Here is a 14699-nt window from a genome sequence, read left to right as displayed (position 1 = left end):
ACATCCCCTGTACAGCCCCCTCTTTTTCAATGCGACGAAGCGATTGGACTCCCGATCTGACTCATTGCGATGTGCCCCTTTTTGAAGGCATCGCACGGGCCATTGCTAACGATATTGCTGACGGGCGACTGATGCCCGGCGATCACCTGCCGACGCAGCGCGCGTTGGCAAAACGAATCAATTTGGATGTCACCACGATTGCGCGGGGGTACGCCGAAGCGGCACGGATCGGTCTGGTCGAAGCAAGGGTTGGCTCGGGAACGTTTGTGCGGGGGAGCAAGCACCCTGGCAATGCAAGCCTGCGACGCGCGGACTTGGCCGACCGCAGTATGAATCAGCCACCGGATGTTCACGACGAGGCATTGCTAGGCAAAATGCGGACGTCGATGACAACCATTAGCAGTTTGATGCCCCAGTTGCTTCGCTATCAACCCGGGGGCGGCGTGGCCCAGGACAAAGCTGCCGCGACCGATTGGTTATCACGTCGAGGAATTTTGCTAGATCAGCACTCATTGCATATCACCGCGGGGGCCCACGCCGCAATCAGCGCCGTGCTTTCGACGTTGCTTTGCCACGGTGGCTCGATCGCTTGCGAATCGATCACCTATCCCGGGCTACGTGGGATCGCGAAAACGATTGGTCGCGAGCTGCATGGTTTGCCCACCGATCAACACGGCATCGATCCGGCCGCGTTGGCTCAAGCCGCGACTCGAAACCAAGTTCGCGTGTTGTATCAGAACCCAACGCTACGAAACCCAACGACCGAAACGGTACCGATGCATCGTCGCGTCGAGATTGTGGAGGTTGCTCGCAAGCACGGGATTGCGATTATCGAAGATGACGCGTACGGTTTCTTGCCCGTCAATCCGCCGCCCGCGATGGCGATGCTTGCTCCGGAGTTGACGTTCTATGTTGCCAGCCTAGCGAAGTGCCTAGGTCCGGGGCTCCGCATTGCCTATCTGTTGACACCGCGAGTGATGGAACCGGAAGACATCGTGGAAAGTTTGCGAGCGGTTTCCGTGATGGCCTCGCCGTTGACGTCGGCGTTGGTGACCCGATGGATCGAGAACGGATTGGCCGACGCGATCCTCGCAGCGGTCCGCGCCGAGACACGGGCTCGTCGCCGGTTGTTGACCCAAGCGTTGCCGAGTGAGTGCCTCGACACATCCGAGTTTTGTTTTCACGCTTGGATCAAGCCGCCCGCATCGTTGGGTCGCCACCGCGTAGTGGATTGGACACGAGGCTATGCGCTCGGCGCGGTTGCGTCCGATGATTTTTGTATCGACATCGAACCTCCCGAAGCATTCCGGTTTTGTCTGGGCGGCGCGGCCACCTTTGACGAAGCCAAACGAGCCGTCGAAGCGTTGGCCAGCTTGCTGCAATAAACGAGCAACGATAGGCCCAGCTTGGCATCCCAACGCATTGAGGTACGATAAACGCATGAATGAAACGACAATTTACAGCCGGCTGGGTGGTGAAACGGGAGTGCGGAACATCGTGGACCGCTTCTACGATCTGATGTCGGAGTTGCCCGCGGCTCAACAAGTGCGCGACCTTCACCCGGCCGACCTGACGGAGTCACGGGACAAGTTATTCAAATTTTTATCGGGCTTTTATGGAGGCCCCTCCCTCTACATTCAACAATACGGGCATCCGATGTTGCGCGCCCGACACCTGCCATTTCCGATTGGTGAAAACGAACGGGATCAATGGATGATGTGCATGAATCAATCGCTTGACGAACTCGTTGAGGACCAAGCCTTGGCGGCACATTTGAAGACGACGCTGTTTCGCACCGCCGATCATATGCGTAACACTCACGAGTAATGCCCCCCAGTGAGACAAGGCTCTCATCCTGTGCTACTGCGGTTTTCGAAGGCGATTAACCGTGACGGTGGCTAGTCTCGCCATCGTCGATAGCCACGGCTTCCGCCCCCTCTGCGTCATCCATTTGCGTGGCGTTCACACATCACTCAAAAATCCCGAGTGGCGACAGGCCCGAGCAGTAAAGGGACGCAAGGTTATTTCTGCGGCGACGGCGGCAAACTCTACGCTGACGTTGATCATCACCTCTCCGGAATTTCGTTTACGAATGGATCATGTGAGTGGGGGATTCATCCGGTTTTCTCGGCCAGCAGCTTTCCCATCGCCGCTCGACATCCGCTATGCTGATGTCATTCCCGCCTGAGCGATCCGCCACCCACTTGGCCGATTTCAATGTCCATCTGCGTTGTGAAGGGCATTGCGTGAGCGTTCGGAATACCGCGTGCAAAACATTAAAAGAAGATGCTAGGCGACTTGCGCCGCACCGCCCACGAAAACAGCCCCTCGCCTATGACCGACCACCACGATTCTCCGCATCGCGGAGATCCGAATCCGCAAGATGTCCCTAGTCGGGTTCGCATGCGAGTCGTCGCGGTCAGTGTGCTGATGGCGTTCATGTTGTACCTCGACCGCGTCTGTTTGGGCGAGATCATCAAAAGCGATTCCTTTCTCGGCGATTTCCAAGGGGCGACCAAGGAAGAGATCGGCGAGGTATTAGGCGCATTTTTCTTCGCCTACGCTCTTTTCCAAGTCCCTTCGGGCTGGGCCAGCGATCGATTTGGGGGTCGCGCGATGTTGACCTTTTATATTCTCGCCTGGTCGGCATTGACCGGGTTATCGGGGATGGCCAACACGCTCAGTGGTCTGTTGATGGCGCGACTCGCGTTTGGCGTTGTCCAAGCCGGTGCTTATCCGACTAGCAGCGGCGTGATTCGCTGCTGGTTTCACTTTCGCAACCGCGCCATGGCAAGCTCGTTTGTCTCGATCGGCGGCCGCATGGGCGGAACACTCGCGCCGTTCTTGACGACATTGCTGATTTACCAACTTAGCAGTTGGCGTTACGTCATGTATCTGTACTGTATCGTCGGGTTCGTTGCCGCGTTGGCCTACTGGATCGTCGTCCGCGACCGCCCTCAAGAGCACCCCCGAGTCAATTCAGGCGAGCTTGATTTAATTGGACAATCCACCTCGTCCGAGCAAAGGACGAACGCACGTGACATCCTTCCAATGTTGTGGGCGATCATCAAAAGTCGCTCCTTATGGCTCAATGCCATCGCCCAGTTTTGCTTGGTCTTTGGTTGGGCGTTTCTGATCACTTGGCTACCAACCTTTCTGAAGGAAGAGAAAGGGGTCGAAGCGTTCCTGGGGTCGCTGATGGTGACCGGGGTGCTGGCGATTGCGATTCCGGGACAACTGATTGGTGGCTGGTTGGGGAACCAAGCGGTCCGCACCTTGGGTCATCGCTGGGGACGTATCGCCCCGCTGAGCGCAACCTGCTTTTTCGCAGGGTTGGCCTATGTCGGATGCTCCAGCTTTGATTCGGTTTGGCCGATCGTAGCTTGTTGTGCGATGGTTTCCTTGATGACCGATATCGGCAACCCGACGGTGTGGGCTTTTATGCAGGACGTTGGCGGACGGAACACATCGGCAGTGTTCGGTTGGGGTAATATGTGGGGCAACTTTGGCGCTGCGGCTAGCGCGATCGCGGTACCGCGATTGATGACGATGGGTGAGTCGATTCCAGAAGGATTCGGCAGTGGGCAATCGCTTGTCTTTCTAACCTGCGCCGGCATGTACATGTTGGCCGGACTCGCCATCCTTGGTACCGATGCCACCCGACCGATTCGCGAACCTTCAAATTCTTTGGAAAATGCTTGAAATGAAAATGATCTTTGATGCGCATCTTGACCTCAGCCTTAACGCATTGGAATGGAATCGCGACCTCCGTAAGTCAGTCGCTCAGATTCGTGAGGCAGAGCGAGCCATTCCCCAGCGGTTGAATGGCCAAGCCGGCGGCACGGTTTCCTTTCCCGAGATGCGTCGCGGAGGGATTGGGTTGTGCGTGGCGACTCAAATCGGGGGCTGCATGAAGCCGCGGTCGTTTGTCGCCAATTGGGAGTCGCCTTCCCAAGCATGGGCGATGACTCAGGGGCAATTGGCTTGGTACCGCGAGATGGAACGTCTCGGCGAAATGGTGCAAATCCGCGACCGCAACGCACTCGAATCTCACCTGCTTCGCTGGTCCGACCCCGTTGCTGCGGCAGAGCGGAACGAGCCGATCGGGTATATTTTGAGTCTCGAAGGCTCCGATTCCATCGTCACGCTCGACCACTTGAAACAGGCTTGGGATTACGGTTTGCGAGCGTTAGGCCCGGCGCATTACGGGATCGGTCGCTATGCGATGGGGCATGACGCGCTCGGAGAGTTTCCTCCCGAGGGAATCGAATTGGTGCGAACCATGGACCAACTGGGGATGATCTTGGACGTCACCCATTTGAACGAACCTTGTTTTTGGCAAGCGATTGAAATCTACGAGGGGCCAATCTGGGCCAGTCATCAGAATTGCCGCGCGCTGGTGGATGATGTCCGCCAATTCAGCGACCGGCAAATCAAAGCACTGATCGATCGCGACGCCGTCCTCGGGGCGGCCTTCGACGTGTGGATGGTGGTCCCAGGATTTATCCGCGGCGAATCGACCCCCGAGTCCATCGGTGTCACGATGCAGCACATCGCAGATCACATCGATCATATTTGTCAACTTGCCGGAAACACGCGACATTGTGGGATTGGTAGCGATTTGGACGGTGCCTTTGGTCGCGAGCAATCGCCGAGTGATCTGGATACGATCGCAGACCTACAATCGCTCGATTCGATCCTCACCGATCGCGGCTACAGCGACGATGATTTGTCCGCAATCTTTCACGGCAACTTTTTGCGCGTGCTACGTCGCGCCTTGAAGTAAGCCCCGAAGATAAAAACGCCACCGTCACCCGTGGTCTCGTATTTGTTGTCGCGTCACTCATGACGCTGTATCTTAGAATTTGTTGGAAAGCTACTTCGCGTCTCGCCTGCGCGTGCGGTCCCACCGTGTGATTCACGAAAGTGAGTTGACTTGCAATGTCAGCGCTAGCGAGGCCCCCATCGCAATGTGGCTTTCCAACAATGACTCCGCTCTTGGCGGCTACTCTTCTTCAGGTATTCAATGATGAGAAACACCTTCCGCGTTAGCCTTCTGCTTCTCTTGGTGGCAGCGACCGGCTGCGTCCCCGCCTCTCAACCGGCTGAAAAAAACGACTCATCAACCCCGGGCGTCACCGCCGATGAGGCGACTCCCCGCGAAACGGTCGGCAAGACGACTCAAAACGTGCTCTCGCTCGAACAAGCGACCAACGATGGCGCGGTCCTGGCAAGCACTAAAATTGAAGCAAAGAACCCTTTGATGGCAAGCGCCGATGCCTATCGAACCTCGGTCGCCAAGATTGGCGGTATGGGCGTGGAACAGGCCATTCAGCTTCGTAATGCACAAAGTATCAGCGATCCCAAGCCGCTCACTTACGAAGTCTTCATGGCCGAAATCATCAAGCCAGATCAACCCGACGGGATTCGGCTGCCGATGCTGCCCTATTATCAAGAGTACGCTTGGGATCAACCGAATCAAAAGTTAGTGGTCGTCGATTTCCCCGCTCGTAAAGCCGAACGCGAAAAACAGCGTTAAGAAAACCCGACCCGCCAAGCAGTGCTACGGTTCCGCGACCACCTTCACCCGGCACGCCGACGACGTGACGATGAACTTGATCGGAAGTCCCTTAGGAACCGGTTGATTTTTAAAAAGTTGTGGCAAATGTGGAGCAAGATTCATCCAAACCGGATAGCTCGCGGTGATCGTGTACTCTCCCGCTTGAGTCCAGTACACATTGTCGAGGCTGAACTCGCCCGGATTGAGAGAACCGATCGCAATGCGAAAGCGTTTTCCCGGACGAATCACAGGCTGAGGGGTCGATCCTGAGGACGTTCCCGAAAACGACCTCAGACGATCGGGCGCAACGAGCCCTGGTCCCTGAACCGTCAACTCCGGTTCGTCGATGCCTCCGCCCGGAGAAATCATGATGGGCTCGTCACTGGTGTTGTGGAGCTCCAAGACCAATTTGACCTTCGGCGACGCGGGAAGATTTTCACTTTGCTCCTCTTCGATGATCCGTTTGCGAAAGGCGTCGCTTTGCCATTCTTTGGGCAGCGTGTAAGTCTGCTCGATCGCGATCAAGCGAGCCTCGATGGGAGCCTCTCTCGCCCATCGACTCCACACGCTCAGAAATTCTGTGACCGAGAGGGTCAAGTCACCATTGGCATCAAAGCCGTTGAAGACGCGTCCGGCTAATTCGGGATCAGCGAGCGACGAGCCGGCGAGGAATTCGTGCTGGTGGATTTGGGCGTTGCCATCGTTGTCGATACGTTGAAAGAACTCCTTTGCCTCGGCATTGATCACTCGGTCGAGAAGAAATTCGTCCTTGAACACAAGGCCTCCCACCTCGCGGTCCAAAACGAGATGCCCGGCCTGACGCGTAAGTTCATTGCCATGCTTTGCGAATTCCGCTGCATTGACAAAACCATCCTGGTTGAGATCGAGTTTCGCGTAGTCCGCCTCGTAAGCGGCCAACTGCTCCGGCGTGCCACTGTTTTCCATCTTGGCGCCCATCAGAATCAAGACCTTTCGTCCACCAAACGGGGCTGCATCGGGAGTCGCAAATGCCATCGTCGCGAAAGAAAACGCGAGCAGCAAAGCACCGAGCGGCAAAACCGATGCGTGAATCAACACTTGAGTCAGCTTTGGAGAGATGGAATCGATCCCGTGAGATAAGATTTCGACCGAGAGACGAGAGCGCGTATGCGACAGGCTCCATGATAATCTAACGACCGCCGAGTTGCGTTGAATGCCGTTCGCCGAACAAGGCGGCAATCGGATTGCCATGATCGGTGATGGAGCAGTCAGGGCCGTCTGACACCCAGCGGGAATCCATCGGGGTGTCTCACTCGTACAAAAAACAAGTCATACTTGAACTCGTTGAGAGTCGCTCGCCAGGAAAGCGAGCCACGGTGAGGCGAAATTTCCGCCCGCCTATGTCGGATACATCTGTCCGGCTCTGTTTTTATTGCCGTATTGCTATTTCCGCAGTCACATCCAAAGCCGCTCCCCGTTATGACCACGCCCCCCACCCAACCTAACAATCCACTCCACGGCGTTACGCTTGCGGCATTACTAGAGGACTTGGTCCAACAGTACGGATGGGAAGGTTTGGGCGACCGAATCCCCATTCGCTGCTTTACGGATAACCCCAGCATCAAGTCGAGCCTCAAATTTCTTCGCAAAACCGAGTGGGCCCGCAGCAAGGTCGAACGGCTCTATTTGAAATCCGTTCGCCACAACAAGCGACGCTCCGCGTCCGGGGACCACGACGAGATCCATCACGACGCGGATCAACACAGCGAAAATGACGCCCCTTTGAGCGAGAATCCCTTGCACGACTTCTGGAATAAGGCCCGCAAACGGTAAGAGGAACGGCCTCTACTTAACATCCACCATCGGGGGGATGGCCCAGACTTGAATCGCGGTTTGAGCTAAGCTGCAAGAATGAACAAACGACTCACCAAAATCAGCAAATACTTAACCTTCATCCTGCGGCACCATCCCGAAGCGATCGGGATGCAGCTTGATCCCGAAGGCTGGCTGAATATTGATGAGTTGATCAAAAACGCTAACCTTCATGGCAAATCGATCACGCACGCCCAACTCCATGAAGTCGTCGCTTCGAACGGCGAAAATCGCTACGCGTTGAGCGACGATGGACTGCGGATCCGTGTCACCTAGAGCGAGTTTCTCGCCAACGGGTTGCCTGGGCGAGCTTCAAAGTGGCGTGGTTTTCCATTACCCGATACGCCAGCCAGGGAACACCTCTCCGGCCCCGGTCCCTCGCTAACACTTCGGGTTATGATTTCCGATTTAGCAGCATTGGCGAACGCCATGCGGCTAATTTTCAAGAAAGAATCCTGCTTAGACGCCCCGCCGATCAAGCCAGATCGGCTAACTCTCGCAGTAATGTCGTCGCGTAGGTCCCTTTGGGAAGATCGAAACTCAGCACAAGCGTGGAGTCGGTTTCCCAGTCGAAGGTGGCTGATTGCGGTTTCAAGCGGATCACTCGGCGCTCTTGCCGCAGATTAAATTGAGCCAGACCTGCGAGCATCTCCGGAAAACGTTGGACCACATCCTGCTCGAGCGTCTGCACTTCTCTCTGGCTCAGCAAGTCGCCCTCGCCCCACAACGGAGCGGTCAATTCAAGCGTCCCGTTTTTCACACGATCCGATTCATCGCCGTGAAGGTTGTTTGGCAGCACAAGGCTCTTGTTATAGGCGAAGCCAAAAACCTCGCCATCGAGTGGGGTTTCCCAGTTGCCAAGCTGAACGCGCTGCGCGACACAGGCATTGAACAGGAAACTGCGCGCTGCGGAAATCAGGATCCCCCGCAGCGTGCGATCGCGAACGTCGAGTTCACCGGCCATAAAACGCCTCGCTTGTTCAATATTGCCGCCATCACGCCCGAAACGCTGCGGCCCAAAATAGTTCGGCACCCCACGATCCAAGATCGCTTGCCAACGTTCCGCAGCGGCGGTTTTGGAAAAGCCACATTCGCGCAAACGAATCAGAAAGCGATTTCCGTCGTGTGAGCCGCGGTGAAGTTTCCGCAGGTTGCGGGTGACCTTCAAAACACGTACTCCCTCGATCGCGAGATCTTCGGCCACCGGGGATGGCTGGCCTGGTATGTGCAAACTGAACCATTGCCGCGTCACCGCGTTCCGATCCTTTAACCCACAATGGCTAACAAGCCGTTTGCGAATCCCAAGCTTGTTCGCGAGTTCCGTCGCAATGTCGTTACTATTACGATCCGTTTTCTCGACCCAAACGAGGCAATGCTCCCCCTCGCCGGATGGCTCAAAACCCAGGATTTCTTCGACTTGAAAGTCCTCAGGACGAGACTTAAAGAGCGCCGGACCAAGCGAACTCCCAAGCAAGCGTGGGGGATGGATAGGGTTCATTCCTTCGAGGACCTCTCGGGCTGCCATCATCGGGCCGCCACCACTTACTTTTTTTGAGAAGAGCACAGCGTCCATGTTCGCTGATTACATGGACCGAAACCGCACTCGCTAAGATTTAGTAGATGTTCAGACGGGGAGGGCGAATCGGTAAACCGGTTTGCAACGGCCTGCGTGCGGATCGGAGCATTCGTTTACGACCACGTTCTGCCGCCGCGAATCAGAAACGGGATCTTGCATCCCGGTCGCCCTTCATCACGACACCAATCTCTCCCCCAACGCGATTTAACCTGAGGCAATCTAACGAACTGCAGGAAACTGTCCAGCCTCATCCCTGGCGGCAGGATTCAGGATTCGGTGCCACATTGAATCGCAATATCACCGAACCCGCGACATCCATTCGCCACGCTCACTCGGAAATCGCCCAGTTGAGAGTGAATCCCAAGCTCATAAATGGGAAAGTGGGCCAACATTGCATACAATCGTTCGCTATTGCGACTCCAACACGACGAACAACTTCGCTCCACCCCCAGAGGTTACCCATGAAATTAAACGGTCTTGTCACTAGTATCTGCATCTTCGTTGCTATCGGAGCAGCGCGAGCGGGGGCGGATCAGGTCCAACCCGCCGCTCCCTTTGTATTGGGGTATGCAAATCAAGTCAGCGTCGCTGCGGGAGAAGAGATTTCGTTTCACGTTTCGGCCAGCGGCGACGCTTTTGATATGCGGGTCGAGCGGGTGGGAGCCGAGCGAACCAAGGTGCTCGAGAAATCACAAATCGCCTGTGCCACTCACCCCATCCCCGATCGCGCCTCGTCGCATGGGTGCAATTGGCCGGCCGCGCTGACAATCACGGTCCCTCCGGATTGGGCCAGCGGCTACTACGAGGCAACGTTGACGCTAAACGACGGCGAAAAGCCAGCTCGCAGCAGCCTGTTTTTCATCGTCCGTTCGGCAGAAGCGGGAAAAAACACCAAGATTTTATTGGAATTGGGGACCAACACCTACAACGCCTACACCAACTGGGGCGGGCACAGCTTGTACGGTTATCACGACCGGGATGGGATTCAAGGGCACCGCGTTTCGTTTGACCGTCCCCTCAACTCACTTTTTAGTAAATGGGAATTGCCGTTTGTAAAATGGGCCGAGCAAAATGGTTATACGCTCGACTACGCATCCAATTGCGACCTGGAATTTCACCCCGAAATCCTCAAACAGTACAATTTAGTGCTTAGTGTCGGCCATGATGAATATTGGTCCTCGCCGATGCGAGATCACCTTGAGCAATACATCACCGATGGCGGCAACGTCGCTTTTCTGACCGGCAACACCTGTTGTTGGCAAGTTCGTAGCGAAGACAACGGCCGAGCGTTAACCTGCTGGAAACAATCCTTCAATAGCGACCCTCTCTATCGCACAAGCGACCACAAACTGCTGAGCACCGCGTGGAGCCATCACCTAATTGGACGCCCCGAAAACGAACTGACGGGACTTGGTTTCCTGTGGGGCGGCTATCATCGCAGCCACGGTCAATTCATGGATGGATCCGGAGCCTTTCGAGTTCACCGCCCCGAGCATTGGCTGTTTGAAGGGACCGACCTCAAACGCGAAGACCAATTCGGAGGCGAACACTCGATCGTCGGTTACGAATGCGATGGCTGCGAAATCGAGTGGGCCGATGGATTGCCCTTTGCAACGCACCGTGATGGTACCCCCGAATCGTTCACCATCCTGGCAACCTGCCCGGCACGCTGGGCGCCCGGCGATTGCTTCTGGTACGACCGCTTTCCCACAGATCGTGTTGGAAATGCAGTGTTCGGAACCTACACCCGTGGAGGCACGGTGGTCAGTGCCGGAACAACCGATTGGGCCCACGGACTGGCAGGTAACGATCCAAACGTCGTCCGAATCACGCGCAACATCCTTGACCGATTGTCCGCTCCCTAAGCGAAAACCGAACTCCGCGCGATTAACGCCACCGTGCCAACGGTGGCCTTCGTCGGTCTCGATGGTGGCGTGATCCACGCTCACTTCTCGCCATCACGACCTGCTCAAATCGTGATCGCGATGAGGGTCTCGATGATCGCTGCCCCCGCTGGGTCTGCCGTTACGATAATCGAGCGCATCAATCAAAGAACTTCTTATGCACCGCCGCATCGGCGGTGAGCGCTTTCACGGTGCTGATCAATGGCAAAAACTGCATTGCTTTCGCCCTTTCGACCCGCTCATTGCAGAAGAACAGCAGCGTTAGGAACGTTTTGCTAATCGCGAAACCGCCTCCAACACCAAATACCGATTTGACGCGGTTGCTTTGCACAAATGCTTGGGCGGAAATGATCTTTCGCCCCTGGCTATCCACCGCCGAGGCTGCATCGGCAACGTAAAACACCCCAGACAGCTTCGAAAGGGTATCGATCTCTAACCCCGAAGCATCCCCACCGAGCCAACTCAAATCGAGCCCAACCTCCGACAATAAGCGAGCGATCATCGGAACTCGACTGACAAAGTCGCCCGAAACGAGCGGAATCCCCAGATGCCCTTCGGAACGGCGATGATCGTTCCATGCGGACTGAATTCCCCGAGAGGCGATCAAGGATAAAACAGGCGTTTGCGGCGTAATCTGATTCGAAACCCCCGCGTCGTTCGCCAATTTATCCACGAATTGCTGATACTGTGGAGGCAAACCTTCGTAGGGGATCGTGGCGAACATCCTCGTTAACACCAGCGAATGCTGGAATTCAGCAAAAATTACATCGACAATCGCCCCCGACGCCCTCTCTAGCGTTTCACAACCATCGGTATTCGCCTTGATCGCATCAAGCAACGAAAACAGGTTGTCAAAATCGTTGATTTTAGCCACGGAGACACCTTGTTGAGGGATTCAACTCAGTCGCGAGCCTGCCTGAAGCATAACGAACTTGCCTGGCTGACGCCTCTGAAATCGTATCGCCAAGCCTCAAAGCTTGGCAACTCGGGCCACAACCCGGCCTTCCGAAGTCTGAAAACCGTGAATTCAAGAGCGTTTCAGCCTCCGTGGAGCCAGCGATTCATGTCATCGCCCCTCCAAATCCAAAACGCCCGAGCGCCAAACCCCAAAATAAAGCCGTAGCAGGGTGGGGGCGTTGTGTTAGAAGCGGATCGTGCAAGCTTGGTTTCCCCACCATCCCGGGCCGCATGGTGCGGAATTCCCGTCCCAGCCGGGAGGGTGAAATATCACGAGGCAAACGGAACGGGAGCGTTACCGTCGGCGCATAAAAAAACTCTCTTGCAGCAAAGCTACAAGAGAGTTTTAAAAATCCGGCAATACCTACTTTCACGCTGGTATGCACTATCATCGGCTCAGAAAGCTTGACTTCTGTGTTCGGGATGGGAACAGGTATGACCTTTCTGATATGGTCGCCGGAAAGACACACTTACGGGTATTTCACCGCAAGTGCGCCGAGTTGTTTGGTAGCTGTTATTGTATCTGAAAGAGTTTTCTTAAACTTCGTCGAAGCCATGTATCCCTATAGAACATGAGTGCGGGATATCGATGGCCAAACTTTCGCCCGTTAGTACTGGTTAGCTTAATACCTTACGGTACTTACACGCCCAGCCTATCAACCAAGTCGTCTTCTTGGGGGCTTTCGACTAATGTCTACGAATCCTAATCTTGGAGCGGGCTTCACGCTTAGATGCTTTCAGCGTTTATCCGTTCCGAAGTTAGCTATCCAGCCGTGCCGCTAGCGCGACAACTGGTACACCAGAGCTTCGTCCAACTAAATCCTCTCGTACTAAAGTTGAACCTCCTCAAGATTCGTACGCCCACGGCAGATAGGGACCGACCTGTCTCACGACGGTCTGAACCCAGCTCACGTACCACTTTCATTGGCGAACAGCCAAACCCTTGGGAGCTTCTACACCCCCAGGATGTGATGAGCCGACATCGAGGTGCCAAACCGCATCGCCGCTGTGGACGCTCGGATGCGATAAGCCTGTTATCCCCGGAGTACCTTTTATCTGATGAGCGATAACCCTTCCATTCGGGATTACCGGATCACTAAGACCTACTTTCGTACCTGCTCGACTTATGGGTCTCGCAGTCAAGCACACTTCTAACTTTACTCTCTTCGCCTGATTACCGACCAGGCTGAGTGTACCTTTGCACTCCTCCGTTACTCTTTGGGAGGAGACCGCCCCAGTCAAACTGCCCGACTGACATTGTCCTTCGCCCTGATTCAAGGGATCGAAGTTAGAATTAAAATATAACCAGGCTGGTATTTCAACGACGGCTCCTTCGACACTAGCGTGCCGATCTCAAAGCCTCCCAGCTATCCTACACAAATTATATCTCAACCCAATATCAGCCTACAGTAAAGGTTCACGGGGTCTTTCCGTCTAACCGCGGGTATGTGGCATCTTCACCACAACTACAATTTCACCGGGTCTGTGGTTGAGACAGTGCTCCAATCGTTACGCCTTTCATGCAGGTCGGAACTTACCCGACAAGGAACTTCGCTACCTTAGGACCCTCATAGTTAGGGCCGCCGTTTATTGGGGCTTCGGTCGCCAGCTTCGCTCCGAAGAGCTAACCGTCTTCCTTAACCTACCAACACCGGGCAGGCGTCAGACTCTATACATCCACTTGCGTGTTAGCAGAGTCCTGTGTTTTTGATAAACAGTCGTTAGAGCCGATTTTCTGTGGCCCACTTGCGTGGGCGCCCCTTATCGCGAACTTACGGGGCCATTTTGCAGAGTTCCTTAACCACAGTTCTCCCGAGCGCCTTAGAATTCTCATCTCGCCTACCTGTGTCAGTTTTAGTACGGTCAGTTGCTTAACTTCGCAGCTTTTCTTGGACGTCCTTCCAATGACTTCGAGAACTTAAACGCTCTCGAGCTATACCTTGGCTTATGTCGGGTCTTTTAATCCCCAACACCTCAGTGGTCGCTACGGACATTTCTATTCGTACCGCTCACTTTCCGGACGCCGTCCCTGCGATTAGATACACAACCGGCACAGGAATATTGACCTGTTATCCATCCCCTACGCCTTTCGGCCTCGGGTAAGGTACCGGCTAACCCTGGGCGGATTTGCCTTCCCCAGGAAACCTTAGGCTTTCGGCGAATAGGATTCTCACCTATTTTATCGTTACTCATTCCGGCATAATCACCCGATGACGCCAACACCGCTCGTTACCGTACGGCTTGTATCTCGTCATCGGCGCTCTCCTACCACTTTAACCCGAAGGTTAAAATCCGCTGCTTCGGTGTTTTACTTACTCCCGTTCATTATCGGCGCAGAAATGCTCGACTGGTAAGCTGTTACGCACTTTTTAAATGGTGGCTGCTTCTAAGCCAACATCCCAGCTGTCACGGCATTCCAACTTCCTTAGTGACTAAGTAAAACTTCGGGACCTTAGCAGGCGATCTGGGTTGTTTCCCTCTCGACCCTGGAGCTTATCCCCCAGGGACTGACTGCCGCGGTACGGTCACCGGTATTCGGAGTTTGGTTCGGTGGGGTACCCCGGGAAGGGCCCCCATCCGATTCAGTATCTCTACCCCCGGTAACTAATTTACACGACGCTATCCCTCAAGATATTTCGGAGAGAACGAGCTATCTCCTGGTTTGATTACACTTTCAGTCCTCCCCACAAGTCATCCCCTCAGTTTTCAACCTAAGTGGGTTCGGTCCTCCACGCAGTTTAACCCGCGCTTCAACCTGCTCATGGGTAGATCACACAGGTTTCGCGTCTGCAGCAAACGACATATTTCGCCCTATTCAGACTCGGTTTCCCTTGGGCTTCGTTCCGTAAGA

The 14699-nt window shown here is 55.0% G+C and carries 12 protein-coding genes and 2 rRNA genes; 9 read left to right on the top strand and 5 right to left on the bottom strand.

From position 1 onward, the window contains the following. The first annotated feature begins 29 nt into the window (after nucleotides 1-29). From Pla52o_RS23600 to Pla52o_RS23575, 6 genes are all read left to right on the top strand, one after another. Nucleotides 30-1385: an aminotransferase-like domain-containing protein gene (locus Pla52o_RS23600; protein ID WP_197169462.1), complete on the top strand. Its 1356-nt coding sequence runs from the start codon at nucleotides 30-32 to the stop codon at nucleotides 1383-1385. Nucleotides 1386-1440: 55 nt separating this feature from the next. After that, a complete protein-coding gene (locus Pla52o_RS23595) occupies nucleotides 1441-1827 on the top strand; it encodes a group II truncated hemoglobin (RefSeq protein WP_146597100.1) in 387 nt (128 codons plus the stop codon). A 61-nt stretch (nucleotides 1828-1888) separates the two neighbouring features. Beyond that, nucleotides 1889-2188 (top strand): hypothetical protein, encoded by a 300-nt coding sequence (locus Pla52o_RS23590; protein WP_146597099.1) that lies wholly within the window; start codon nucleotides 1889-1891, stop codon nucleotides 2186-2188. 146 nt (nucleotides 2189-2334) lie between these two features. Continuing rightward, nucleotides 2335-3702 carry an MFS transporter gene (locus tag Pla52o_RS23585; protein WP_197169461.1) on the top strand — a complete coding sequence of 456 codons (1368 nt, stop codon included), beginning with the start codon at nucleotides 2335-2337 and terminating at the stop codon, nucleotides 3700-3702. 1 nt (nucleotide 3703) lies between these two features. Then, nucleotides 3704-4786 carry a dipeptidase gene (locus Pla52o_RS23580; RefSeq protein ID WP_146597097.1) on the top strand — a complete coding sequence of 361 codons (1083 nt, stop codon included), beginning with the start codon at nucleotides 3704-3706 and terminating at the stop codon, nucleotides 4784-4786. 243 nt (nucleotides 4787-5029) lie between these two features. Then, nucleotides 5030-5539 carry a hypothetical protein gene (locus Pla52o_RS23575; protein WP_231612611.1) on the top strand — a complete coding sequence of 170 codons (510 nt, stop codon included), beginning with the start codon at nucleotides 5030-5032 and terminating at the stop codon, nucleotides 5537-5539. Between the two features lie 24 nt (nucleotides 5540-5563). Here Pla52o_RS23575 and Pla52o_RS23570 read toward each other — a convergent pair whose 3' ends face one another. Further along, nucleotides 5564-6637 (bottom strand): EF-hand domain-containing protein, encoded by a 1074-nt coding sequence (locus Pla52o_RS23570; RefSeq protein WP_146597095.1) that lies wholly within the window; start codon nucleotides 6635-6637, stop codon nucleotides 5564-5566. A gap of 381 nt (nucleotides 6638-7018) precedes the next feature. Here Pla52o_RS23570 and Pla52o_RS23565 point away from each other — a divergent pair, with 381 nt between their 5' ends. Both Pla52o_RS23565 and Pla52o_RS23560 read left to right on the top strand, forming a co-directional pair. Next, nucleotides 7019-7372 (top strand): VF530 family protein, encoded by a 354-nt coding sequence (locus tag Pla52o_RS23565; RefSeq protein WP_146597094.1) that lies wholly within the window; start codon nucleotides 7019-7021, stop codon nucleotides 7370-7372. A 78-nt stretch (nucleotides 7373-7450) separates the two neighbouring features. Next, nucleotides 7451-7687 (top strand): RNA 2'-phosphotransferase, encoded by a 237-nt coding sequence (locus Pla52o_RS23560; protein ID WP_146597093.1) that lies wholly within the window; start codon nucleotides 7451-7453, stop codon nucleotides 7685-7687. 199 nt (nucleotides 7688-7886) lie between these two features. Here Pla52o_RS23560 and truD read toward each other — a convergent pair whose 3' ends face one another. Next, a complete protein-coding gene (gene truD / locus Pla52o_RS23555; RefSeq protein ID WP_231612610.1) occupies nucleotides 7887-8975 on the bottom strand; it encodes a tRNA pseudouridine(13) synthase TruD in 1089 nt (362 codons plus the stop codon). Between the two features lie 473 nt (nucleotides 8976-9448). Here truD and Pla52o_RS23550 point away from each other — a divergent pair, with 473 nt between their 5' ends. Further along, the gene (locus tag Pla52o_RS23550; protein WP_197169460.1) at nucleotides 9449-10852 is read left to right on the top strand and encodes a N,N-dimethylformamidase beta subunit family domain-containing protein; all 1404 of its coding nucleotides are present in this window, start codon (nucleotides 9449-9451) and stop codon (nucleotides 10850-10852) included. Between the two features lie 178 nt (nucleotides 10853-11030). Here Pla52o_RS23550 and Pla52o_RS23545 read toward each other — a convergent pair whose 3' ends face one another. From Pla52o_RS23545 to Pla52o_RS23535, 3 genes are all read right to left on the bottom strand, one after another. Beyond that, nucleotides 11031-11765, bottom strand: coding sequence for a hypothetical protein (locus Pla52o_RS23545; RefSeq protein ID WP_146597091.1), 735 nt, complete (start codon nucleotides 11763-11765; stop codon nucleotides 11031-11033). Between the two features lie 435 nt (nucleotides 11766-12200). Further along, nucleotides 12201-12309, bottom strand: a 5S ribosomal RNA gene (gene rrf, locus Pla52o_RS23540). Between the two features lie 128 nt (nucleotides 12310-12437). Then, nucleotides 12438-14699 (bottom strand): 23S ribosomal RNA (locus Pla52o_RS23535); the annotation flags it as partial.

Source organism: Novipirellula galeiformis, assembly GCF_007860095.1.
GTDB lineage: Bacteria > Planctomycetota > Planctomycetia > Pirellulales > Pirellulaceae > Novipirellula > Novipirellula galeiformis.
Note: the sequence above shows the minus strand (reverse complement) of the source record. Positions and strands in the feature narration are given on the sequence as shown.

What these genes read in the sequence shown, in the direction of transcription:
- Pla52o_RS23600 (WP_197169462.1), top strand. Translation starts at nt 30, where the DNA reads ATGCGACGAAGCGATTGGACTCCCGATCTGACTCATTGCGATGTGCCC.
- Pla52o_RS23595 (WP_146597100.1), top strand. Translation starts at nt 1,441, where the DNA reads ATGAATGAAACGACAATTTACAGCCGGCTGGGTGGTGAAACGGGAGTG.
- Pla52o_RS23585 (WP_197169461.1), top strand. Translation starts at nt 2,335, where the DNA reads ATGACCGACCACCACGATTCTCCGCATCGCGGAGATCCGAATCCGCAA.
- Pla52o_RS23580 (WP_146597097.1), top strand. Translation starts at nt 3,704, where the DNA reads ATGAAAATGATCTTTGATGCGCATCTTGACCTCAGCCTTAACGCATTG.
- Pla52o_RS23575 (WP_231612611.1), top strand. Translation starts at nt 5,030, where the DNA reads ATGAGAAACACCTTCCGCGTTAGCCTTCTGCTTCTCTTGGTGGCAGCG.
- Pla52o_RS23565 (WP_146597094.1), top strand. Translation starts at nt 7,019, where the DNA reads ATGACCACGCCCCCCACCCAACCTAACAATCCACTCCACGGCGTTACG.
- Pla52o_RS23560 (WP_146597093.1), top strand. Translation starts at nt 7,451, where the DNA reads ATGAACAAACGACTCACCAAAATCAGCAAATACTTAACCTTCATCCTG.
- Pla52o_RS23550 (WP_197169460.1), top strand. Translation starts at nt 9,449, where the DNA reads ATGAAATTAAACGGTCTTGTCACTAGTATCTGCATCTTCGTTGCTATC.